Below are 22,198 nucleotides of genomic sequence, written 5' to 3' on the forward strand. Positions count from 1 at the left end.
AAACGAAGCCATGCCAAGCACAATCAAAGTCGAGATCAAGCGCCAAGCCACCCCTGATTCCGCTCCTTTCACGGAGAAGTTTGAGATTCCCTATCGCCCGGGCATGAACATTACATCCCTGCTTGGCGAGATTGCGCTTAATCCCACCGACGTCAGCGGCAAGGCGACGACGCCGGTCACCTACGACTCCAACTGCCTGGAAGAGATCTGCGGATCATGCGCCATGCTGATTAATGGAAAGGCGCGCATGGCCTGCTCGGCCCTGGTCGACAAGCTGGAGCAGCCGATCACGCTGGCTCCTCTCTCGAAGTTCCCGGTGGTTCGCGATCTTGCAGTCGATCGCTCCGTGCTGTTTGAGAATCTGAAGAAGGTGAAGGCGTGGGTGCCGATCGATGGCACGTACGATCTCGGATCCGGCCCCAGACAATTCCCGCAGGTTCAGGAGCAGCGCTATCCGCTTTCGAACTGCATCTCCTGCTGCTGCTGCATGGAGGTCTGCCCCCAGTTCAACGACGTCACCAACTTCGTCGGTGCGGCGACCATCGCCCAGACCAAGCTGTTCAATCTCGACCCTGCCGGAGCTGTGCTGGCGGAAGATCGGCTGCGCGCGCTTGCTGGAGATGGCGGTATCCAGGAGTGCAGCTTTGCCCAGAATTGTGTCATGACCTGTCCGAAGGAACTCCCCCTGACCGAGGCGATCAGCGATATGGAACGTGATGTCTTCGTCCAACAGGTCAAAGATATGTTTACCCGCTAGTTCACGCTTTTGCGAGAAAGCGGTCACGGGCCGATGCCAACTGGCATTGGTCCTTTTCTTTGCATTGAAAACTCGAAGATCGTCCGCAGCGAGCATCTTATGCGGGGAATGATCTAAATTGATCTCAAGGAGATTCCCTATGATTCAGCTTGCAGACGCGCGGAGGATTATTGCCGCTGCCCAGAAGAAGGCCGAAGAGATTGGCCAACCCATGAACGTTGCCGTGGTCGATGAGGGCGGAAACCTCCTTGCATTCGAGCGTATGGCGAACGCCTGGCTTGGTTCCATCGATATTTCGATCAAAAAGGCGTGGACTTCGCGCGCTTTCGATATTGAGACCCAAGATCTTGCAAAGCATTCGCAATCGGGGGACCAGTTCTTCGGAATCCACGTCTCGAACGACTGCAAGGTGATGATCTTTGCCGGCGGCATCCCACTCAAAAAGGACGGCAAAGTTGTAGGAGGGGTTGGCGTGAGCGGTGGCAGCGGAAAGCAGGACCAGACAGTGGCTGAAGCCGGTGCAGCGGCGTTCTGAAATGGAAAGGGCTCTCTCACGAGAGCCCTTTTGTTATCCGGATCTTGGGACGATCAGATTACTTTGTAAACATCTTGCTTCCGGGATCTCGATTTTCGTTGCTATGAAGACGATTCTGAGCACGCTTTGCGCTCTCCATCGCTGCAGCGTCGGCTCGCTCCTGGGCTGTCTTTCCGACTTCAGTCGCGCTGGCGTTCTGTTCGATAGCCTCGTGGGAGGGCCTTGCTCCTGTCTTGGTCGAGTTCAGTCCTTGTGCCATATACCACCTCACTTCTTAGAAAGATGGCCCATTCCAACTACCCGGTTGCCTTATGCTTGTTGCCTTATGCTTGTTGCTACAATCACTCATAATCATGAGAACGTTCCGTGACACTCAAGTAGGTGAAAAGCCGCGCCTTATGCGGGTCGCCACTCTCGCGGCCTGTTGCGCGCTGCTGAGTGCCGCACCGTTTTCGAATGCCCAGGCAACCCGGCCGTCACACAAGGAAAAGATGAGCGCAACTCAGAATCCTCTTGCCGTCCAGAACTCTTCCATCGTGATCGATACTCATGCGGACACGCCTCAGCGCTTTGCCGATGAACACTGGAACTTCACCGATCCACTGAATGGCGGCATGTTGAACTACGACAGCGCGAAGAAGGGAAACCTCGATGCCCAATTCTTCTCCATCTGGGTCGATCCCAACCAGTATCCTGCAAACGCGTCTGCACGGCGCACGCTTGAGCTGATCGATGCGACGCTGGAGCAGGTGCGGAAGGCTCCGGATAAATTGGCTCTATGCGTCAACGCGGACCAGATTCTCGCAGCGCATAGACAAGGAAAATTCGCGGTGCTGATGGGAATCGAGGGCGGCCACTCCATTGAGAACTCCCTGGGCCTGCTGCGCGATTATTACCGTCTTGGCGTCCGTTATATGACGCTCACATGGTCGAACACCAACGACTGGGCTGACTCCTCCGGGGACATCGACGATCCGAGAGTGAAGCATCACAATGGCCTCACCCCATTCGGCAAGCAGGTCGTACAGGAGATGAACCGTCTCGGCATGATGGTCGACATCTCTCATGTCGCCGACAAGACGTTCTGGGATGTGATGGAGACGACCCAAGCGCCGGTGATCGCGTCCCATTCTTCCGCGCGAGCGCTTACCAGTGCTCCCCGTAACATGACCGACGATATGCTGCGCGCAGTTGCAAAAAACAATGGCGTGGTGATGGTCAACTTCTTCCCTGCCTTTATCGATGAGCATTGGCGGCAGGCGTGGAATGCGCAACGACCGGAGCGTCAGAAAGCACAGCAGCAGCTCGCCGCCGAGTACAAGGCCAAGGGACTTCCAGTGCCCTACGAGGCTTCGGACAAGATCGATCGCGAGTTTGCTGCAAAGATCGGACGCGCCCCCTTCAACTCCCTGATTGATCACTTTGACCACGTAATCAAAGTGGCGGGGATCGACCATGTAGGCATCGGCACCGACTTCGACGGAATTCCAGTTCCACCCGAAGGCATTGACTCTGCCGCCGATCTACCAAAGGTCACGAAGGCCCTGATGGCGCGGGGTTACACAGCGGAAGACATGCATAAACTGCTGGGCGGCAATCTCCTGCGCGTCTTTCGCGCCGTGCAAGCCGCGCAAGAGAAGCCTCCTGTGATCGCTCCGGGACAAGGTCAGTAAAATTCTCCAGCCCAGGCCGAAGGGAGCCTCACTTCCCTTTTGTCGCAATCAGCGCGATTTTGTGAATCTGCGGGGGTTCGGCGAGCAGCTCGTTCGCCTTCTGCATAAGGGCTTTCGCAATAGGCCCATTCAGGTGCGCATCCCGTCCCGCCTCATCCTCAAAGGTATCGAAGATGCTGAAGCGGCCGTCGTCCTCATCGAGGGCATACCAGGTCACAGTCCCCTGCTCCTGAGCAGCCATCTGCGCCCCCTGCCTCAGAAATTCCTTCAGCTCCGTCTCTTTCCCCGGTTTGGCCTTCAATGGAACGTAAAGCGCCAGCTTTGGCATAAACCCTCCTTTAAATCGTTGGATGCCATCCTGACCATCGGGTCACACAACTCTCGCAAATCCGCATCACACACTTGTAAATATCTTTCTCTTCCGGGGAAAGCGAGGTGTCTCTTGGTTACTCAATGGTTCAGGCGCAGGCATCGTCCTAACGTCATTCGCGGAGTTGTAACCGGCGTAACCGCTGGAATTGCCGCGACGCTGATTATGGATCAGTTTCAGAAGCTGAGTTCGGCCGGAAAGAAAGTCGCAGAAAAGCAGGTTCGGCTGGCGCTCGATGAGCCGGAAGAATCGATTGATCTAGACCAGCGGCAGCACGCGGAAGAGGCAGCCCGGCAGGAGGATTCGACCGAGAAGGTGGCCCGCAGGATTGCAGTGGCGGCAGGAAGAGATTTGCAGGCGGAAAATAAGAAGAAGGCGGGGCGGGCAGTTCATTATGCTTTCGGCACATTGATGGGCGCAATCTACGGTGTGACTGCCGAGCTGGCTCCTGAGGTGACCACCGGCGGCGGGACCGCATACGGCACTCTCCTGTTCCTCGCGGCACACGAAGTCGCCGTACCAGCTTTTCAACTTTCGCCGCCACCGGCCGAAACCCCTACGACCGATCATCTGCAACATTGGGCGGCGCACGTCGTCTACGGAGGCTCACTGGAGCTGGTTCGCAGCCTCCTGCGCCGCCTGATGTAGGTCCGTTTCGAATTGCCCGCCGCAGGCGTCTGCGATAGCCTTGTCTTTGGAGTTTAGGTACGCATGACGCTTCGTCTTCTCGCACTTGCCCTGGTTGTCAGCGGCGGACCGGCCTGGGCGCAATCGCAGCCGGCCACCACTCCTGCGGCCGATTCATCACAGGCACCGCAGGCGCCAGCGCCGCCATCTTCTGCAGATGCGTTGCCGGATGCCCCCAGTACAACCAGCGATGCCAAACCTCCCGTTGTCCCGACCGGACCGACGGTGGTGATTGACACAACGATGGGCCGGCTGACATGCAGACTCTATGACAAACAGGCCCCTGTGACAGTCGCAAACTTTATGGGACTGGCAGAGGGATCGAAGGACTGGACCGATCCGAAGACCCTCAAAAAGGTTCACGGCGAGCCCTTCTACAATGGCACGACGTTTCATCGCGTCATTCCTGGCTTCATGATCCAGGGGGGCGACCGTCTTGGCGATGGACGCGGCGATCCTGGCTATCTCTTCCAGGACGAGTTCGACCCCACCGTTGCCTTCGATGAGCCGGGACGGCTGGCGATGGCCAACTCCGGGCCCAATACCAATGGCTCACAGTTTTTTATCACCGAGGTTCCTGTTCCACAGCTCAATGGCAAGCACACCATCTTCGGACAGTGCGATGCTCACACGGTTCTGCTTGTCGCCTCGATCGCACGCGTCCAGCGTGACGACAATGACAAACCCGTAACCCCGGTCGTCATCAATAAGGTCACCATCGTCCGGGACGGACAGCCCATGCCTCCCGAACCACCGCAACCCGCTGCTTCTCCGGCAGCGCCGCCTTCTGCAAACTAAACCTTTGCCTCTCGTTAGCTTTGAGGGGCCTCACTCAGTACGTCCAATCCCAAAGGAGAACAACATGGCACGTAAGCCAGGAACCTACGCAACTTTTAAGACGTCCGAAGGAACCATTGTCACTGAACTTTTTGAGAAGGACGCTCCCCAGACTGTAGCGAACTTTATCGGCCTCGCCGAGGGCACCAAGGAGTGGGAGAGCCGCAGCAAGAAGGGATCCAAGCTGTATGACGGAACCATCTTCCATCGCGTCATTCCCGAGTTCATGATCCAGGGTGGCGATCCCGAAGGCACCGGCATGGGCGGTCCTGGCTACAAGTTTGCCGACGAGACTAAGGGAAGCCCCCATGGATTTCAGGAGCCCGGCAAGCTGGCCATGGCCAACGCCGGACCCAACACCAACGGATCGCAGTTCTTCATCACCGTGGCTCCCACCACCTGGCTGACTGGCCGCCACACCATCTTCGGACAGGTCGTCGAAGGCTACGACATCGTCGAGAAGATCTCGAAGGTCTCCCGCGACGGCATGGACCGGCCCAAGACCCCGGTCGTTCTGGAGTCTGTCACCATCGAGCGCATCGCTTAGCAACCAGAGTTGCCGGCAAAAAAAAGCCCGCATCTCGCGGGCTTTTTCTTTGTATAGCCGATAAGGTTCTAGGCGACACCGATCACGGAGCAGAGCTCCTTCACCGCATCAGCGCTTTTATTCAAGGCGGCCTGTTCCTCAGCCGTCAGCTTGATCTCGATGATCTGCTCCAGACCCTTGGCTCCCAGCTTGCAGGGAACGCCGACGTAGAGGCCCTTGATCCCGTATTCGCCTTCGAGATACGCAGCGCAGGGAAGGATCTTCTTCTTGTCCTTCAGGATCGCCTCCACCATCTCGACGGCGGCAGCCGAAGGAGCATAGTAGGCAGAACCGGTCTTGAGATACTTCACGATCTCCGCGCCACCATTTGCCGTGCGGCTCTCCAGCTCCTTCAGTCGATCAGCCGGGATCAACTCCGTGATCGGAATGCCAGCAACCGTCGAATAACGCGACAGTGGAACCATGGTGTCGCCGTGTCCGCCCAGAACGAAGGCGGTGACGTTCTCGACCGAGACGTTCAACTCCTGTGCAATGAAGGTGCGGAAGCGGGCCGAATCCAATACGCCGGCCATGCCGATTACGCGCTCGCGAGGAAGACCGAGCTTCTTGAACGCCGTCTGCGCCATCGCATCCAGCGGATTGGAGACGATGATGAAGATCGCGTTGGGAGACGCAGCCAGCGCCTTGCCAGCAACGTCGCTCATGATGTTGAAGTTCGTATTCAGCAGGTCGTCACGGCTCATACCGGGCTTGCGGGCGATTCCAGCCGTGATGACCACGATGTCCGAGTTCGCAGTATCGGCGTAGTCGTTCGTACCGATGACGGACACATCGCGCTTCTCGATCGGGAGAGCCTCCAGCAGGTCCAGTCCCTTGCCCTGTGGAACGCCATCGACCACATCAATCAATACGACATCCGCAAGCTCCTTCGAGGCGATCCAGTGAGCAGCAGTAGCGCCGACATTGCCGGCTCCGACGATAGTGACTTTCTTACGCATGGTGAGTGAATTCTCCAGAAAGATTCGGCCGTTGCGGCCCACTTAAGACGCGCCTGAATGCCGCATCTCTTCGCCATCCATGATACTTGCCTCGTTAGAGAGCTGGCACGATATTCGACGTATCCGTGCGGATATCGTCGTCAATGTTGACGAAAATGGGCACGAGCAGCATCTCGGTCGACGAATAGGTCCAAATGAACCATCCTCGCGATAATCGCGCCCGATGACCTCTGATGATTCGATGCGATTACCTGCAAGTCAACTTGACGATGAATCTCGTCCTTCAACTCGTCATCTTCTTCGCGAGACCAAGGCTTACCCACTCGGCCCTCTCTGGCTTCAGTTGTATTTTTATATTTCTGGAGCGCTTCGGCTGCTAAGAACAATGCTCGAATAACATTTGGACGGTGCAATATATCTGCTGGAAGAGCCTTATTCGGCTGATCTGGATCCATTCCATGTGCAAGGAGGCTCACAATTCTGTAAGCCTCCTTGCGATCTACTTTGGCAGGAATACTCTGCATTGACTGCCCTCACTTTGAAGATAGTGAGTATCTTAGCCCATGTTCTCGATCATGCGGCTGGCGAACTCGCTGGTCTTCGCCTTGGTCGCACCCTGCATCTGGCGCTCGAAGTCGTAAGTCACGAACTTCTGCTGGATCGTCTTCTCCATCGAAGACTCGATCAGCCGAGCTGCCTCAGACCATCCGATGAAGTCGAACAGCATTACTCCTGAGAGGATCACCGATCCAGGATTGATGACGTCCTTATCGGCGTACTTGGGGGCCGTGCCGTGCGTCGCCTCAAAGACGGCATAGCCGTCGCCGATGTTGGCGCCGGGCGCAATACCAAGACCGCCGACCTGCGCCGCTGCCGCGTCGGAGATGTAGTCGCCGTTGAGGTTGGTCGTGGCGAGAACGCTGTAATCCGAAGGACGAATGATGATCTGCTGGAAGATCGAGTCCGCAATGCGGTCGTTCACCAGGATCTTGTTCTTCCATGCGCCGTTTCCGTGCGACTTGCCGATGGCAGCGATCACCCCCTTGACCTCGGCGATGACCTCATCGACAAAGGCCTTCGGAGCGAACTCAATACCCGGTTCGATCAGAGCAGCGTTCTCCTCTGCGGTCAGGTTGGGATTTGCCTCCAGGTTGCCGAGAATCCAGCTCTCTCGCTCCGTTACGGTATGCTCACGGAACTCCTGCGTCGCGACCTCGTAGCCCCACTCGCGGAATGCACCTTCCGTAAACTTCTGGATGTTGCCCTTGTGAACCAGGGTGACAACCTTGCGCTGGTTGTCGAGCGCATACTGGATCGCCGCGCGGACCAGCCGCTTGGAACCGGTGATCGAGATCGGCTTTACGCCCACCCCTGAATCCGTCCGAACCTTCTTCTTGCTACCCTTCAGCATCTCGTCATTCACAAATGAGATGAACTTCTCCGCCTCAGGCGTACCCTGACGGAACTCGATACCCGCGTAGATATCTTCCGTGTTCTCGCGGAAGATCACGATGTCCACCAGCTCCGGATGCTTCACCGGGCTGGGTACGCCAGCGTAATACTTGACCGGGCGAACGCATTGATAAAGATCCATCAGCTGACGCAGCGCAACATTCAGCGAACGAATGCCGCCGCCCACGGGAGTCGTCAACGGTCCCTTGATCGACACGCGAAAATCGACGGTCGCCTTCACCGTGTCATCCGGAAGCCAGTTCTGGGTCTGGCGATAGGCCTTCTCGCCCGCCAGCACTTCAAACCATTTCACCGAACGCTTGCCGCCGTATGCCTTTTGAACAGCTGCATCAAAGACACGCTGCGAAGCCTTCCAGATATCGCGTCCTGTACCGTCGCCCTCGATAAAGGGAATGATCGGATTGTCTGGGATGGTGTACTTGCCGTTGTCGTACTGAATCGATGCGCCATCCGTGGGCACCTGAATCCCGTTGTAGCTGTCCTGCATAAATGAATCGTCCCCCCAGTAAAGGTGATAAGAAGACCAAGCTATCATCCGCGAAGAACGTCTGGCAATATTCGCACGATGAAAACGATAATCGAACTTAGAGCGTGTCGCTGCAGCGCTCTATGTAAGATTACCCGCATGCGAAAGCGGAACCTGATCCTTCTCTTCCTCGTACCAATTCTGCTGCTGAAAGATTCACCTGCGCAGACCCATTCCATTCTCGAAAAGATCGAGTGGACCTGGGCAGACCGTCCGGAGCACCCCGACCCAAAGCTGCCTAATATCCTGCTGATCGGCGACTCCATCACTCGCGCCTACTATCCAGACACCTCGCGTCTTCTTGCCGGGAAGGCAAACTGCTATCTGTTTGCCACCTCCGCGTCCTCCGGAGATGCTCGACTGATCAAACAGATTGCGGATCTCGCCGACATCATGCCTGCAAAGTTTGACGTCATCCACTTCAACAACGGCATGCACGGCTGGAGCTATACCGAGCAGCAGTATGGACGGGGACTGCCTTCCTTCGTCATAGCAGTTCGCAGACTGGCGCCTTCGGCGAGCCTGATCTGGGCCAGCACCACCCCAGTCAGAAAGCCAACCTCTTCCGGCGCCACTAATGAACGCGTCCATCAGCGCAACCAGATTGCGCTCGCCGTCATCAAGCGAGCTCGCATCACCATCGACGATCAGGAGGCCCTCATGCTGCAGCACCAGGACCTTCATCAGGATGACGTCCACTTCACTCCGGCAGGCAGCGCCATCCAGGCCCGGCAGGTAGCCCAGACCATCCTGCAGGCCCTGTCGCAATCACAAAAGCAATGAGCCGCAGACTCATGCCAGCGGCTCATCTCTAATCCGTCATGCAGGATCACTTCAGAAGGTAATAATCGATCGTCGCGACCACGCGAACCTTCTTCATGATGCTGGCGTCAGGATTGGTTGCTCCTCCCCCGCCTTCCTCTCCTCCGCCTCCTCCTCCATCCGCGGCGGAGATAGAGAATACACCCTGGTTGGCGGAACGGATCGAACCCACCTGGCTTCCGGAGTCCGCGGCAAAACGGTCCGCGGAGGCACGCGCGTTCTTGGTTGCCTCGGTAATCATGTCGGGCTTAAGAGCATTCAGCCCGTTGAAGATATAGCGAATCCCCTGCCCGTATCCACCGACGACAATAATGCCCGCCTGCAGAAGCTGTGCCGTCTTCTGGCCCGCCTTCGCTACCTTGTCTACATCCTGCGAGCTGACCGTGACCGTCTGCTGCACGATATAGCGCGGGCCGCCCTGGTTGTTGCCGCCATACTCATTGGCCTGCTTATCGGTTACTTGAATCTGGCCGACCGAGATCTCCGCCGGGCTGATTCCCTGCTGGCTAAAGAACTTCAGCACAGCGCCGCGGTCCTCCTCGCTCTTGGCATAGACCTGCTGAAGATCGTTCCCCGTCTCTTTGAAGGTGACGGGCCATATCGCGCTGTCAGACTTTACCGTCCGCTCCACCAACCCCTTGACCGTGACGTAGCGATCCGCCAGCCTCGTCTCTTTGATCTGGCTGCCAAGCAGCCAGCCGCCCAGCACCAGTCCCAAGAAAAGACAACCCCCAAGAACGGCTGCCGGACGGAATAAGTTATTGTGCTCTGAATACTCCAAAGGCACCTCCTTCGTGAGACAAGTGCATGCAACACACGCAGCATCATCAAGCTACTGACTTCGGCCAAATATCCTGAATCTCCTAACGAGGATAACAATTCTTCATAAAGCAGTTATTCAGAAGGTCTATGCTGAGCTAGTCCTCTCAATTCCATACAGCGAACAGTGGCCCCGCCCGGATGATTTCAAATACATATTTCTTTTCAGTGTGAGGATGATAGCTGAACCTTCCGATAATCTCTCCAGAGAGTCCTGGGACTTGACGTCCGAGGACCGGTATATCTATAAATCTTTGCTCAACCTCTTTGTGCTCTTCAAAGGACAATGCCACGCGCGCTTCAGGGCATTTGTTGTCTGCTAACAGGTAGCCGTCTTTGAAGAACCCGGCCGATTTTATGTTCAGCTCCATGCCGTCATATCGGGATGGATGACCGACTAAATCACAAACCGTAACTATCGGAACCCTTGGGACAGGTGCTGCGAACATCATCAGTGCCAGGGCGAACTGCATCATGGGAAGAGTTTATCTAAATTCGACAGGAGCCATAGTCCAATAGAAAAGGCCCCGGCATAAACCGGGGCTTTCGTAATTGATTCCTTGAAGAATCTCTTAGAACTGGTTCCAAAGAAGCTGGTTATAGACGTCATGATGAAACTGGACTTCGGGAGCCTTCACGATCGTTCCCAGCAGACGCGGGCAGCGATCTGCAGAGGCCTGCTTCAGGTCCGCATAGCGGGCCTTTACATCGGCGCCCAGCAGCTTTGTCGTCCAGTCGGAGCCACGGAAGTTCTCAAGCGCCGTGTAGATGTTGTCCGGCAGGTAACGCTCGGCCTGGCGAAGGTTTTTGATCTTCGCTGTATCTCCCTGCAGACCGCTCCTGAAGATGGAATAGAGCACCATGTACGGATTGGCATCCGGTCCCACCGAACGAACCTCAACGCGGGCCGACTTCTCGTTGCCGATGGGAATACGAACCATCGATCCGCGGTCCGTCGCTGAAGCCTTGATCTGGTTGGGAGCCTCAAAGTGAGGATCGAGGCGGCGGTACGAGTTCACGCTGGCATTCAGCAGCAGGCAGAGATCGTTGCCGTGGGTCAGAATGCGGTCGGTGAACTGCCAGGCCAGCTTCGAGATCTTCTCCTCGCCCTTCGGGTCCCAGAAAAGATTCTTGCCGTTCTTCGTGATTGAGACATTGGTGTGCATACCGGAGCCGTTCACACCGGTCACGGGCTTCGGAAGGAAGCTGACCGTCATGCCCATCTGGGTTGCGATCTGGCGGCAGATCAGCTTGTAGAGCTGGATCTGGTCGGCAGCCGTCACCACGTCGCCATAGGTGTAGTTGATCTCAAACTGCGAAGGAGCAACCTCGGGGTGGTCCTTCTCGTTCTCGAAGCCCATCGCGCGCTGAACCTCGGCAGTCGTGTCGATAAACTCACGCAGCGGGTCGCCCGGCAGCGAATGATAGTAACCGCCCTGGTTGACGTACTCAAACTTGCCCGTCTGGTGGAAGTTGCGCTCCGCGTCGAGGCCTTCGAAGAGGAAGCCCTCGATCTCATTGGCTGCGTTCAACGTATAACCGTTCTCCGCAAACTGCTCCTCGGCAAACTTCTTCAACACTCCGCGAATGTCGGCCGAGTAGGTTCCGCCGTTCTTATCGATCACCTCGCCAAAGACGAGAACCTTGCCGGGGCCAAAGACGTCCGCCGGGGCCCAGTAGAACGCGCTCCAGTCGATTCCCAGGCGAAGATCGCTCTCGCGCTGCGCCGTAAAGCCACGGATGGAAGAGCCGTCGAAGGTGAGATTGTCATAGCTCTTCACGAGGAACTTCTTGTCGTAGTCGAGCATGTGCAACCGGCCTTCCAGATCGCTGAACAGCACTGTGACCGCCTTGATGCGCCGCTCGTCGGTCAGGTACTTGAGGCGTTCCTCCTGAATCACGTCAGCCGGAACGCGCTTCTTGCGCTGCTCCTTCGCCTGCAGGTTCAGATCCTCGAGTTCTGAGTAGGAAAGTTCCAGAAAATCACGAAATTCGCTCAACGTCTTTGCTCCTTCTGCAATGGGATACACGACTCGCACAGTCGGTCCAGGCACACATCAATTGTTTAGGGTGATAGGCGAAGATCCGCTGGCGTCGTGGGCAGAAGATCCTTTCTTTCAAACGTAACAGAAAATTCTTGTAAGACGAAGAGATTTGGTACTCTATAGCGCAATCTTCTATCGAAACCGCCCTTCGCGGCGGTTCCATCCTCCAAATGTGAGCGGAAGCGGACGGGGCTCCATTGGAGCTGCAGTGATAGAAATGCAGGTTCCCCCACATCCCGACTTTGCAAGGGAACCCCTCTTCGGGTTTAACGGACATGTGTTTCCGATAGAACGCCTGAAAGAAATATCCCTGATAGCAACCGAATTGCGCGTCAAGCCCGGAAGACACCTAACCGCTGAATCCGTAAGCCTTAAACCTGGCATACCAATTTCTTCGGCCCCGCTAAAATAGAAAGCGAATGGAATATAGAACTAAGCCGGAAGTTGGCAGCGAGAATCTTCTCGTGGGCATGAACCAGAATCAAACCCAAGTTCATCAGAATGAATACGTCGTTCAGATAGCGTAGCGAGAATAAAGGGATTTTCTGTCTTCGGGATTGTCGTGCGTCAGGAAGTTCGGACGTAACTCTCGCGGATAGAATACTTTGCAATTATTTTGACGGGGGGGACGGGCCCTCCGCAGCCTATAGAAATGGACGGAACTGCTATGGCTACATCGAACGGAACCAGGCGCGTCGCGCTTATCCAGATGTCGTGCGACCCGGATACGAGGATCAATCTCAACAAGGCCGCGGAGCGTGTCTATGAGGCCGCCAAGCAGGGAGCGTCGATCGTCTGCCTTCCCGAGCTGTTCCGCGCTCAGTACTTCTGCCAACGCGAAGACCACGAACTCTTTGGCCTCGCCGAGTCGATCCCCGGTCCCTCCACCGATGTCCTCACCCAGGTGTGCCGCGAGGCCCGCGTCGTTTTGATCGCGTCCCTCTTCGAGCGCAGGGCACCCGGCCTCTACCACAACACCGCTGTGACCATCGAAAAGGATGGCAGCATCGCCGATATCTATCGCAAGATGCACATCCCCGACGATCCGCTCTATTACGAGAAGTTCTACTTCACTCCTGGCGATCTGGGCTTCAAAGCGACCCGAACCTCAGAGGGCCCGGTCGGAACGCTCGTTTGCTGGGACCAGTGGTATCCGGAAGGCGCTCGCCTCACCGCACTCAAGGGCGCGGAGACACTCTTCTTCCCCACTGCGATCGGCTGGCACCCCTCCGAGAAGGAGGAGTTCGGTGAGGCCCAGTACACCGCCTGGCAGACCGCGCAGCGTGCGCACGCCATCGCCAACGGCGTCTTCGTCTGCTCCGTCAACCGTGTCGGCCACGAGCACGGCGATGTAAAGTTCAAGGTGACCGCCGCTGACGGTAATCCGGCGACGCGAGAACTGCACGGCCCCGGCGACCATACTCCCAGCTCCGGCATCGAGTTCTGGGGCGGAAGCTTTATCGCCGATCCCTTCGGACGCATCCTGGCCCAGGCCTCCTACGATAAAGAAGAGGTCCTCATCGCCGATCTCGATCCGAAACTGATCGAGGTAACCCGGCAGCACTGGCCCTTCCTGCGCGACCGCCGTATCGACGCCTATGAGGGAATCGCGAAACGGTTCCTCGATTAGCGATTTCCTCAAGCAGGATGCAGCGGATTAGTGGGCGCGTTTTGTAAGGTTCTCTGCCAGAAAGAGTCCCGACTTGCCGGCGCTGACGATGTCAGGATCGCCATCTCCATCGATGTCGGTAACTACAAGCTGCACCCCGCCTCCCATCCTTCCTCCGTAGGAGACGATGTGGCGAATCCACTCCACGCCACCATTTCCAGGATGGTTTGCGGTCCGGGCAGTTGGAGACACACGCCTCCACTCATACCAGTAGAGGCCAATCGGTTCACGCTCACCTGGGTCGTTTCCGTTGTGCGCGAAATAGCGCTTGCCGGTAACCAGGTCTGGCTGACCGTCACCATTGAGGTCCGTCAGAACAGACTCGTGAAGCTGCGACCAACTGGCGTCAATGACGTGTTGAATACAGCTTCCGTCAGATGTCTGCTCATACCAGGCAAGACCATAATCATGCGCCATTCCGGTCAGCAAGTCCTTGCGCCCGTCACCGTTGATGTCGAGCAGATGCATATAACCCAATTTGACGGGTTCGACCGCTGAAGCAGCCTGCCCGGGTGAACTTCCGGCGGGAGCGATCGGTTTTGCGCCCCAGTCGGTGAGGTGAAACTTCCATGCGGCGGTTGAGCTGAGATCGGCAGGAGCCTCAAGCCAGCCCTGCGGCGTGAGAATATCGTTGCGACCATCGCCGTTCATGTCGCCCACACCGATTCCGTGACCGTAACTGCGAGGCGCGACAACATGCTTAACCCACTTGCCTTGCCGCAACTCAAACCATGCGGCCGGGACATTTGGACGATCGAACTCTGGAAGCAGCTCAAGCGCCTTGCCATCGTTGTTGAGATCGACAAGGAAAGCAAACTCGGTAGGACCGCTGTTGTCTATCTCTGTCACCTTCCATGGACTGCCGCTGGCGCCGGGGTTTCGCAACCAGACGATGTTGTGGGCAAAGTAACTGAACTGCACGATATCGACCCAGCCGTCACCATCCACGTCCACGGGCAAATCGCTGAAATCGTCGATGTAGCCGTTGGTGTAATCGATCTGGCGCAAGGGATGTTTCTTCCAGTCCGGAGCCTCGAACCAGATCTCTCCTGAGACTATGTCCGGCTTTCCGTCGCGATTGATGTCGGCGACGGCAACTGTTTCGCCGTAACCGGGATCGATCATGGTGATATGGAACGCTATGTCCGCCGGACGGCTGGCCGACCATGCCGTAGTCGCGGCGCCCGCCACGAAAAGTAGAAGTCCCAGAACTTTGGCCCGCATGCTTTGCTCCTTCGCGCAGGCCCCATCATAACCGCTCTTCAGGCTCGTACCGTCGATAGATCCCCTGACGCGTGAGTGCAGAGTGGAATCAGCTTTGATATTGTGTCGCAGTGAGATCTCTTTTAGCAGCCGTCATCGTTTCTTTTGCCGTCCATGCTGCATGCCAAACCATCTCTCCTGCAGAAGCAAAGGAGCATACCGAGCGACAGATTGTGAAGGTAGAGCACGAGATCAGTGCCTCGGGAGTGCCTTTCCACGCAACCTGGAACTCACTGGCTGCCTACCGCACGCCGGACTGGTTCCGCGACGCGAAGTTCGGAATCTTCCTGCACTGGGGCGTGTACTCCGTCCCTGCATTCGGCAACGAATGGTATTCGCGCAACATGTACGTCCCCGGCAGTTCCGCATATCGACACCACGTCGCGACGTATGGCCCGCAATCAAAGTTCGGTTACAAAGACTTCATTCCTATGTTTAAGGCTGAACACTTCAATGCAAACGCCTGGGTGGATCTGTTTGTGAAGGCCGGTGCGCGTTACGTTGTCCCCGTGGGAGAACACTGTGACGGATTCGCCATGTACGACTCGGATATTACTCCATGGAATGCGGCAAGGATGGGGCCTCATCGCGATGTTGTAGGCGAACTGGCAAAAGCTACGCGGGCCCGGGGACTGCGATTCGGAGTGTCTTCTCACACAGCCGAACACTGGTGGTGGTACGGACGAGGGCGCTCCTTCCCTTCTGACGTTCGCGATGAGACTCCGGAGACGGCTCTGCTCTACGACCCCGCGGCGCCGATGAATCTGCCTAGGCCGGATGGCACAACGATAGACACTAAAGAACCGGATCCGAGCCATCTCGAGGAGTGGCTTGCACCGAATGCGGCATTTACAGACAACTGGCTTGCTCTCTCGACCGAGATCGTAGACAAGTATCAACCTGACTTCATGTACTTCGACTGGTGGATTGGCCAACCTGCGATGAAATCTGCACTCCAGAAGTTCGCGGCATACTATTACGATCGTTCTGCCGAACATCATCGACAGCCGGTACTTACTTATAAAGAAGAGTCGATGCCTGCGAACGCGGCAACTCTGGACATTGAACGAGGCAAGCTGGACACGTTGCGGCTGATGCCCTGGCAGACGGACACATCCGTGTCGATACATTCATGGGGATACGCCGAACACGACCAATACCGCACGGCCAAGTCGCTTATCGCGCAGCTGGTCGATACGGTCTCAAAGAACGGCAATCTTCTGCTCAATGTAGGTCCAAAAGCTGATGGAACGATCCCTCAAGAGGTCCAGAGCGCATTGCTCCAGATGGGAGAATGGTTGCGGATCAACGGCGAGGCGATCTATGGCTCGCGACCGTTTGCTGTCTTTGGAGAAGGACCCACGAAGGCTCCGAAAGACTCAACGCAAAAGGACAAGGACATTCAGAGTTACACCGCACAGGATATTCGCTACACCACGTCCAGATCCGGCGTTGTTCTTTACGCGACAGCCCTCGGCTGGCCTTCCGGAGGAAACCTGGTTCTGCACACGCTTTACGCCGGCAACCCCTATCTTACCGATCCCATTTGTTCGGTCAGATTGCTAGGAAGCCTACGCGAGATACCCTTTGCAGTACGCCCCGATGGACTTCACCTGACTTTGCCTCAGACACCGCCGCCGGGATTGCCGAGGGATATCGCCTGGAGCTTCGCAATCCGGACGCACTGCCACGAATGAATGCCTGCAAAAGGCGACCAGCCTATTGGCGTTCTAAAGTGACTGCCATTGCTTGAAAATCTCCGCGGAGATCGACATCAAATCCATGATGCATCCAATATGCTCCGGTCGCTGCTGCAGGTGTATTCTTAGCTACTTTGCCTGTTAAAAGATGCAGCGAGTAGGTTGCATTTTCGTCCAGGCCGCGCAGATAGACGCGAGGAAAGGGGTAATTTTCTGAACTCGAGTGAAGGAATGCGAATGCGACGGCTTGTTTCCTATCGCGAGATACGCTCTCCGTAACCGATTGTTCTCCTTCGCGTGGCGACATCAGACGATACAGCGAACCTCGCTGCACCGTCTCTCGAATGGACTTATAGTCTGCAATCATCCTTTTCGCAGTTGCAAAATCTTCCGGTGTCCACTTGTTGAGATCGGCACCGATCCCGAGAGAACCCTGCATAGACGAAAGAAAACGATATTCCAGCGAAAGAGACCGGTGATTGACCCAGGTAGGAGAATCAGTGACCCATGCCATCATGACAGCCGGTGTGTACGCATAAGTAAATCCATCCTGAATGAAGAGCCGATCGTATGCGTCCGTATTGTCCGACGTCCAGACCTCATCGGTGAGAGCCATCACGCCAAGATCGACACGACCTCCTCCACCTGAGCAGCTTTCAATTTCGACATTGGGATGTTTTTGTCTTAGCTGGGCCAGAATGTCATAGAAGTTCCGGGTGAAATCGACGTATACATTCTTCTGCTGCTCAATAGGAACGGAAGGCCAGCCAGGCTCCGCCCAGTTCCGGTTGTAATCCCATTTAAGAAACGAGATATCGTTGTCACGCAGAAGTTTATCGAGCCATTGCAGAACGTAGTCGTGAACATCGGGACGTGCAAGGTTGAGGACCAACTGATTACGACCTTCTGTGCGCGGACGTCCCGGGAAGTTTAAAACCCAGTCAGGATGTTTGCGATAGAGATCGCTGTCAGGATTGACCATCTCAGGTTCGACCCATAAACCGAAATCCATATGGAGCGAGTGAACCTTGTCGATAAGAGGCTTCAAGCCATGAGGAAACTTTTGCGGATTGACGTACCAATCGCCTAAACCGGCATGATCGTTCTTTCGTTCTCCAAACCAGCCATCGTCCATGACAAACCGTTCAACACCCAGGCTCGCGGCCTTTTCTGCCAGCATCATCTGGCTGGCTTCGTTGACATTAAAAGTCGTAGCCTCCCAGGAGTTATAGAGCACAGGGCGGAGTCTGGGAGAAGGAGCGTGGGGAAGCAGACTGTCAACCTCGAATCGATGTAGGAGGCGCGAAGCACCTCCGAGGCCCTGATCGGAATAGCCCCCGTAAAAATAAGGAGTCTGAAAGTGTTCACCGCTCTTAAGGAAGTAAGCGAAGTCGAATGAGTTCGGGCCGCCTGTAACCCTGATGTCCTTAAGGACATTCTGCTCGACGCTGATCTTCCACGATCCACTCCATCCCAGAGCCCCAAACCAAACGCTTCCCTGATCCTGGTCGTTCGAGGATGTCCGATCGATCATGAACCATGGATTATTCTCCGCTCCTGTCGTGCCTCTACGGCTTTCTAATACTGTCTTGCCACCGTGAATCGGCTGTTCCTGAAGACTCCCTTCCGCTGCCCAACGACCGGTGACATAGTGAAGCCGGTAATCGGTGCCCCTGGGAAGATTCCAGGTTCCCGATGCAACCTGCTCGATCGTAAAAGGTTGGTGAGTACGGTTTTCGATATCTGCGGAACGGCGAAGGATACCGGTTTGCTCATCCATCCGATACTGCAGCGTGACGTATACATCTCGCGAGATGTCTTTCATCAAGACATGGATCTGATCTCCCTCGATATTGTGTGAGACATATTTCAAAACAAGGTCTCGGTTTCCATCCGGAAAGGTAATCTTCAAATCCGGCTCAACGTAAAGCGCACCACCCCAGCCGGTGTACTCCTGTGGCGTCGTATTGACAGGCATATCGAATGAAGCGACACCGCTGGACGCCTGCGCGGCAGGAAACTGCTGATTGTCGGGAAGCCGCTTCCCCCAGTAAAGGGTCTGGATCTCATCCTGAGCATTGATGCCGAAGGCATAGGTACTATCCCCGCCATCGAGCCTGAATACCCTTGACTGGGTATCAAAATGAGCTGCGGCATCAGCATATTGCGAACAGAACAATAGCATACAAAAGAGGGCGGAGGCGGCAGCGCGGTGAATTGGTTTTAATAAATTTATAAATCGCATCAGAAGCTCCTGAGAGTACGCACGGCGCATGGGGAAAAGATCAATCCTGGAAACGCAGACTGAAGATTCCTGACTATGAGAGAATGCGGCATCTGAAGATTGCGCGCAATACTGAATCGATCACGCATGGCACTTGAACCCAAACAAGTTGGAATTAAGGAGATCGCTCGCGTTCTTAAGATCTCGATTGGCACCGTGGATCGCGCGCTCCACAACAGGTCTGGTGTCAGCGAGAAGACGAAGAGCAAGGTACTGCAGATGGCTAGCGAGCTGGGCTATCGGCCGAATCTTGCGGCTCAGGCACTGAAGCTCAATCGAAGAATCTCGATTGCGGCTGTGCTGCCCAAGCATATTTCTTACTTCTTTGACCCTCTGCGCGCAGGCATCGCTGCCGCGGCCGATGCGGCCGTGCGAGGTCAGATTGCTGTTGATTTTATTGAATACCCCCGCCTCGGAGCAGGCGATGAAGAAGCTCTGCAGAAGGCAATTCAAGGGGGATACAACGGAATCATCGTTCTTCCTGGAAAGATGCAGCGGTACAGCGCAATTATGCGAAAGCTGGCTCGCGAAGGCATCGCAACGATGTGCGTCGGATCTGATGCTCCGGCCTCTGAGCGCATTGGGTCGGTCGGCGTGGATGCGTATGTGAGCGGAGCCATCGCAGCAGAGATTCTTTCTCTTCGCCTGAACCAGAAGGCAAATGTAGTCGTTTTCAGCGGAGAGTTGTCTCTGATGGACCACGCTGAAAAACTTCGCGGATTTGCAGCCACCATTGCCGTACAAGCTCCTCATCTTACGCTGCTCCCTGCACTTGAAAGCCACGAACAGCCTCGCGAAGCATACCGCCAGACCCTGGAGTTGATGCGCCGGCGAAATCGTCCGGAGGGGCTTTATCTGAGCACAGCAAACAGTCAGCCTGTTTTGCAGGCGCTTGATGAACTCAATTTGCTCGATAAAATTCATATCGTTACAACCGATCTCTATAAAGACCTGATCCCCTTGATCGAATATGGCAAGGTCCTGGCGACCATTCACCAGAGGCCATTTACACAAGGAAAACTGGCCTTTGAAAACCTAGTTCGATACCTTCTGCAGGATGACGAGATACATCGCTATATAAGACTGGCACCTCATATCGTGCTCAGGAGCAATCTCGCATTATTCTCTGAGAATGCTCCTGCATCGATACTGGGGACAGAAGAAGAGCAGATGCATCTCTAGTGTTCCTATTTTCTGATAAAGCGAATCGCGGCACCTCCTCCCGGAGCAAGATGAATGGTCAAGGTATCCGCCGAAGTTACATTTTTTTTGGAGATGAGCAAGTGCTTCGGATTCTTGCCCGCATCCATGGCATCTTCGTAGGCTTCCGCTATGTAAGTGCCAGCACCTAGAAAGCGAAGAGGAACATCCAGGGTCCGGGCCGTCCAGTTTGTCATGCTGCCCAGATACCACTCGTTTCCATGCCGCCGGACAATCGTCGTAAACTCGCCAGGATTGCTATCGATCACATGGGTTTCATCCCATTCAACCGGAACATCCTTTAGAAATTCGAGGCCTGGTTGGCCAGCATAGTTCTGTGGGCTATCGGACAGCATGGGGATCGGGTTCTCGTAGATCACATACAAGGCCAGTTGCTGGGCTCGCGTTCCCATTGCCATCGGCGCTTCATTCCGGGGGATGAAGTTGTCTTCTGTGGCATTATCAAATGCTCCGGGGGTGAAATCCATCGGGCCCGCCAGCAGCCTTGTCGATGCAAACATGGTGCGGTCGACAGGGCTGTCGCGCCTTCCTACCTTATTATTTTCGAGCCCTAGGACAGCCTCATAGCTCATAACATTCGGGTACGTCCTCAAGATTCCCCAAGGCGTGCGCGTTCCGTGAAAATCGATCATCAAATGATGTTCTGCCGCATACTTCGCGACGTCATAATAGAACTGGATTCCCTCCTGATCATCCCGGTTAATAAAGTCTATTTTGAGACCAGCAACACCCCACTTCTCATACAGAGGGAAGGCCTCACGCATCTGCTTCATGACCGCTTCAGAATAGAGCCAGATCCACACCTTCACATGTTTGCTGGCGCCATAACGAACTAATTCAGGTACATCAACACGGCCGTTGAGCTGCGTGATATCACCGTTTTTGGACCATCCGGCATCGAGCATGAAGTAGGGCAAACCGTTTTCCGATGCAAAGTCGATATACTCTTTCATCACGTCCGTCGAGAAAGAGTTCTTTCCTGTTTTACTGACGTTATCGACCCACCAGTTCCAGGAGGCCTTCCCCCCCTGAATCCAGCTGGTATCGCGGAGGCGATTTGGGGAATTAAGATCTGTAAGAAGATTTGATTCGATAAGCTGGCCTGGCTTGTCTGCAACAGAGATGACTCTCCACGCCGAATGATGCGGCAAGCTGCCGAGCACAGCGTATTGCGGGTCGTCCCACCGAGGCGACAGCTTAACAGTAAGGTAGTGCCCTGCCCAGTTTCCTGAGGGATTGGTCAGGTACATGGAACTGTTGCCCTCCAGGTCCGCTTCCATCAAGGATAGCCATGCCACTCCAGGCTCGTGGAGAAGTACAGGGGTGCCGATCAGGAAATGGCTGGACACCCCGCCCTGATTGCTGAGAGCTGATAGATTAAGGCGAACATACTCGCTCTCATAACTGCTTCGATAATTGGGTAGCGCAAGCACCCACGAGGTCGCATCCTGGCTGAACCGGAATTCCGTTGCCTCCGCACGAAGGCGGAGTTCGCGAATCGCAGATTGTGTGGGAAGGACATAACGGAAGCAGAGCCCATCGTTGTATGCACGTGCCTCTACAAGCAACGATCGCGAGTGGCTTCCCTTTTCATTCACACGCAAGGTGATGCTGTTGTAGGTGTCATGCACCTTACTTATCTTGGTATTTCTCAGAGAATACACATCCACCCCAGAGGACTTCCTGGCTTCCGCGATCTCCACATCGGCGCCGAGCACAGCGGCACCCTCCAGATCGAGTCCCAGCCTGGACGAATCGATGATTGGCTTGCCGTGAAAGGTCGCAGAGTAGGTAAGCTGTCCCATCGTCCCCGGCGTGTTGTCAGATGGCTTGACCTCAAAGGTCATCTTCAGCTGTCCATCTGGTGAGGTAACTGAGGGCCTTGCATTCTGTGCGAACAATAACGATCCATCTATCAGAAAGACGAAAACTGATATTAGAGCCGCAATCCGTGAACACATCAGAGCACTCC

General features: G+C 55.5%; 21 protein-coding genes. 10 read left to right on the forward strand and 11 right to left on the reverse strand.

The genetic code is table 11. From position 1 onward, the window contains the following. Positions 1 to 10 precede the first annotated feature (10 nt). Complete coding sequence (gene sdhB / locus GWR55_RS05990; protein WP_162401449.1) at positions 11 to 757, forward strand: succinate dehydrogenase iron-sulfur subunit; 747 nt, start codon at positions 11 to 13, stop codon at positions 755 to 757. A gap of 139 nt (positions 758 to 896) precedes the next feature. After that, positions 897 to 1,292 (forward strand): heme-binding protein, encoded by a 396-nt coding sequence (locus GWR55_RS05995; RefSeq protein WP_162401450.1) that lies wholly within the window; start codon positions 897 to 899, stop codon positions 1,290 to 1,292. 58 nt (positions 1,293 to 1,350) lie between these two features. Here GWR55_RS05995 and GWR55_RS06000 read toward each other — a convergent pair whose 3' ends face one another. Further along, positions 1,351 to 1,551 carry a hypothetical protein gene (locus GWR55_RS06000; protein WP_162401451.1) on the reverse strand — a complete coding sequence of 67 codons (201 nt, stop codon included), beginning with the start codon at positions 1,549 to 1,551 and terminating at the stop codon, positions 1,351 to 1,353. A 94-nt stretch (positions 1,552 to 1,645) separates the two neighbouring features. Between GWR55_RS06000 and GWR55_RS06005 the strand changes: the two genes are divergently transcribed. Then, positions 1,646 to 2,965 carry a dipeptidase gene (locus GWR55_RS06005; RefSeq protein WP_370521379.1) on the forward strand — a complete coding sequence of 440 codons (1,320 nt, stop codon included), beginning with the start codon at positions 1,646 to 1,648 and terminating at the stop codon, positions 2,963 to 2,965. A 28-nt stretch (positions 2,966 to 2,993) separates the two neighbouring features. Here the strand turns inward: GWR55_RS06005 and GWR55_RS06010 are convergent, their stop codons facing one another. Next, positions 2,994 to 3,293, reverse strand: a complete 300-nt coding sequence (locus GWR55_RS06010; protein WP_162401452.1) for a putative quinol monooxygenase — start codon at positions 3,291 to 3,293, stop codon at positions 2,994 to 2,996. A 114-nt stretch (positions 3,294 to 3,407) separates the two neighbouring features. On the opposite strand from GWR55_RS06010, the gene GWR55_RS06015 reads away from it, so the two are divergent. The 3 genes from GWR55_RS06015 to GWR55_RS06025 all read left to right on the forward strand — a co-directional run bounded on the left by GWR55_RS06015 (position 3,408) and on the right by GWR55_RS06025 (position 5,406). Continuing rightward, a complete protein-coding gene (locus GWR55_RS06015; protein ID WP_162401453.1) occupies positions 3,408 to 3,983 on the forward strand; it encodes a DUF1440 domain-containing protein in 576 nt (191 codons plus the stop codon). 63 nt (positions 3,984 to 4,046) lie between these two features. Further along, positions 4,047 to 4,820 carry a peptidylprolyl isomerase gene (locus tag GWR55_RS06020; protein ID WP_162401454.1) on the forward strand — a complete coding sequence of 258 codons (774 nt, stop codon included), beginning with the start codon at positions 4,047 to 4,049 and terminating at the stop codon, positions 4,818 to 4,820. Positions 4,821 to 4,884: 64 nt separating this feature from the next. Next, the gene (locus GWR55_RS06025) at positions 4,885 to 5,406 is read left to right on the forward strand and encodes a peptidylprolyl isomerase (RefSeq protein ID WP_162401455.1); all 522 of its coding nucleotides are present in this window, start codon (positions 4,885 to 4,887) and stop codon (positions 5,404 to 5,406) included. Positions 5,407 to 5,474: 68 nt separating this feature from the next. On the opposite strand, the gene mdh is transcribed toward GWR55_RS06025, so the two are convergent. From mdh to GWR55_RS06040, 3 genes are all read right to left on the reverse strand, one after another. Further along, positions 5,475 to 6,404: a malate dehydrogenase gene (mdh, locus tag GWR55_RS06030; RefSeq protein ID WP_162401456.1), complete on the reverse strand. Its 930-nt coding sequence runs from the start codon at positions 6,402 to 6,404 to the stop codon at positions 5,475 to 5,477. Between the two features lie 140 nt (positions 6,405 to 6,544). Beyond that, entirely contained in the window at positions 6,545 to 6,928 is a 384-nt protein-coding gene (locus GWR55_RS06035) for a hypothetical protein (protein WP_162401457.1), read from the reverse strand. Between the two features lie 32 nt (positions 6,929 to 6,960). Further along, complete coding sequence (locus tag GWR55_RS06040; protein WP_162401458.1) at positions 6,961 to 8,364, reverse strand: NADP-dependent isocitrate dehydrogenase; 1,404 nt, start codon at positions 8,362 to 8,364, stop codon at positions 6,961 to 6,963. Between the two features lie 138 nt (positions 8,365 to 8,502). Here GWR55_RS06040 and GWR55_RS06045 point away from each other — a divergent pair, with 138 nt between their 5' ends. Beyond that, entirely contained in the window at positions 8,503 to 9,186 is a 684-nt protein-coding gene (locus GWR55_RS06045) for an SGNH/GDSL hydrolase family protein (RefSeq protein ID WP_162401459.1), read from the forward strand. A 46-nt stretch (positions 9,187 to 9,232) separates the two neighbouring features. On the opposite strand, the gene GWR55_RS06050 is transcribed toward GWR55_RS06045, so the two are convergent. The 3 genes from GWR55_RS06050 to GWR55_RS06060 form a co-directional block, all read right to left on the reverse strand. Next, positions 9,233 to 9,934 carry an SIMPL domain-containing protein gene (locus GWR55_RS06050; protein WP_238398758.1) on the reverse strand — a complete coding sequence of 234 codons (702 nt, stop codon included), beginning with the start codon at positions 9,932 to 9,934 and terminating at the stop codon, positions 9,233 to 9,235. A 217-nt stretch (positions 9,935 to 10,151) separates the two neighbouring features. Further along, positions 10,152 to 10,520, reverse strand: coding sequence for a hypothetical protein (locus GWR55_RS06055; RefSeq protein WP_162401461.1), 369 nt, complete (start codon positions 10,518 to 10,520; stop codon positions 10,152 to 10,154). Positions 10,521 to 10,616: 96 nt separating this feature from the next. Continuing rightward, positions 10,617 to 12,044, reverse strand: coding sequence for a glutamine synthetase family protein (locus tag GWR55_RS06060; protein ID WP_162401462.1), 1,428 nt, complete (start codon positions 12,042 to 12,044; stop codon positions 10,617 to 10,619). 712 nt (positions 12,045 to 12,756) lie between these two features. Between GWR55_RS06060 and GWR55_RS06065 the strand changes: the two genes are divergently transcribed. Beyond that, on the forward strand, positions 12,757 to 13,719 hold the full coding sequence (locus GWR55_RS06065) for a carbon-nitrogen hydrolase (RefSeq protein WP_162401463.1): 963 nt from the start codon (positions 12,757 to 12,759) through the stop codon (positions 13,717 to 13,719). 27 nt (positions 13,720 to 13,746) lie between these two features. Here GWR55_RS06065 and GWR55_RS06070 read toward each other — a convergent pair whose 3' ends face one another. Beyond that, positions 13,747 to 14,982, reverse strand: a complete 1,236-nt coding sequence (locus GWR55_RS06070; RefSeq protein ID WP_162401464.1) for a VCBS repeat-containing protein — start codon at positions 14,980 to 14,982, stop codon at positions 13,747 to 13,749. 110 nt (positions 14,983 to 15,092) lie between these two features. Between GWR55_RS06070 and GWR55_RS06075 the strand changes: the two genes are divergently transcribed. Beyond that, positions 15,093 to 16,718, forward strand: a complete 1,626-nt coding sequence (locus tag GWR55_RS06075) for an alpha-L-fucosidase (protein WP_202925587.1) — start codon at positions 15,093 to 15,095, stop codon at positions 16,716 to 16,718. A gap of 22 nt (positions 16,719 to 16,740) precedes the next feature. Here GWR55_RS06075 and GWR55_RS06080 read toward each other — a convergent pair whose 3' ends face one another. Beyond that, positions 16,741 to 18,906 carry an alpha-galactosidase gene (locus GWR55_RS06080; protein WP_238398672.1) on the reverse strand — a complete coding sequence of 722 codons (2,166 nt, stop codon included), beginning with the start codon at positions 18,904 to 18,906 and terminating at the stop codon, positions 16,741 to 16,743. 186 nt (positions 18,907 to 19,092) lie between these two features. Between GWR55_RS06080 and GWR55_RS06085 the strand changes: the two genes are divergently transcribed. Further along, the gene (locus tag GWR55_RS06085) at positions 19,093 to 20,187 is read left to right on the forward strand and encodes a LacI family DNA-binding transcriptional regulator (protein WP_162401466.1); all 1,095 of its coding nucleotides are present in this window, start codon (positions 19,093 to 19,095) and stop codon (positions 20,185 to 20,187) included. A 5-nt stretch (positions 20,188 to 20,192) separates the two neighbouring features. Here the strand turns inward: GWR55_RS06085 and GWR55_RS06090 are convergent, their stop codons facing one another. After that, positions 20,193 to 22,187 (reverse strand): glycoside hydrolase family 97 protein, encoded by a 1,995-nt coding sequence (locus GWR55_RS06090; protein WP_162401467.1) that lies wholly within the window; start codon positions 22,185 to 22,187, stop codon positions 20,193 to 20,195. Positions 22,188 to 22,198: the final 11 nt, after the last annotated feature.

The sequence above is a fragment of the Edaphobacter sp. 12200R-103 genome, from assembly GCF_010093025.1.
Taxonomy (GTDB): Bacteria; Acidobacteriota; Terriglobia; order Terriglobales; family Acidobacteriaceae; genus Edaphobacter.

Coding starts and splice junctions, on each gene's coding strand:
- sdhB (WP_162401449.1), top strand. CDS start 11: ATGCCAAGCACAATCAAAGTCGAGATCAAGCGCCAAGCCACCCCTGAT.
- GWR55_RS05995 (WP_162401450.1), top strand. CDS start 897: ATGATTCAGCTTGCAGACGCGCGGAGGATTATTGCCGCTGCCCAGAAG.
- GWR55_RS06000 (WP_162401451.1), bottom strand. CDS start 1,551: ATGGCACAAGGACTGAACTCGACCAAGACAGGAGCAAGGCCCTCCCAC.
- GWR55_RS06005 (WP_370521379.1), top strand. CDS start 1,646: ATGAGAACGTTCCGTGACACTCAAGTAGGTGAAAAGCCGCGCCTTATG.
- GWR55_RS06010 (WP_162401452.1), bottom strand. CDS start 3,293: ATGCCAAAGCTGGCGCTTTACGTTCCATTGAAGGCCAAACCGGGGAAA.
- GWR55_RS06020 (WP_162401454.1), top strand. CDS start 4,047: ATGACGCTTCGTCTTCTCGCACTTGCCCTGGTTGTCAGCGGCGGACCG.
- GWR55_RS06025 (WP_162401455.1), top strand. CDS start 4,885: ATGGCACGTAAGCCAGGAACCTACGCAACTTTTAAGACGTCCGAAGGA.
- mdh (WP_162401456.1), bottom strand. CDS start 6,404: ATGCGTAAGAAAGTCACTATCGTCGGAGCCGGCAATGTCGGCGCTACT.
- GWR55_RS06035 (WP_162401457.1), bottom strand. CDS start 6,928: ATGCAGAGTATTCCTGCCAAAGTAGATCGCAAGGAGGCTTACAGAATT.
- GWR55_RS06040 (WP_162401458.1), bottom strand. CDS start 8,364: ATGCAGGACAGCTACAACGGGATTCAGGTGCCCACGGATGGCGCATCG.
- GWR55_RS06045 (WP_162401459.1), top strand. CDS start 8,503: ATGCGAAAGCGGAACCTGATCCTTCTCTTCCTCGTACCAATTCTGCTG.
- GWR55_RS06055 (WP_162401461.1), bottom strand. CDS start 10,520: ATGATGCAGTTCGCCCTGGCACTGATGATGTTCGCAGCACCTGTCCCA.
- GWR55_RS06065 (WP_162401463.1), top strand. CDS start 12,757: ATGGCTACATCGAACGGAACCAGGCGCGTCGCGCTTATCCAGATGTCG.
- GWR55_RS06070 (WP_162401464.1), bottom strand. CDS start 14,982: ATGCGGGCCAAAGTTCTGGGACTTCTACTTTTCGTGGCGGGCGCCGCG.
- GWR55_RS06080 (WP_238398672.1), bottom strand. CDS start 18,906: ATGCTATTGTTCTGTTCGCAATATGCTGATGCCGCAGCTCATTTTGAT.
- GWR55_RS06085 (WP_162401466.1), top strand. CDS start 19,093: ATGGCACTTGAACCCAAACAAGTTGGAATTAAGGAGATCGCTCGCGTT.
- GWR55_RS06090 (WP_162401467.1), bottom strand. CDS start 22,187: ATGTGTTCACGGATTGCGGCTCTAATATCAGTTTTCGTCTTTCTGATA.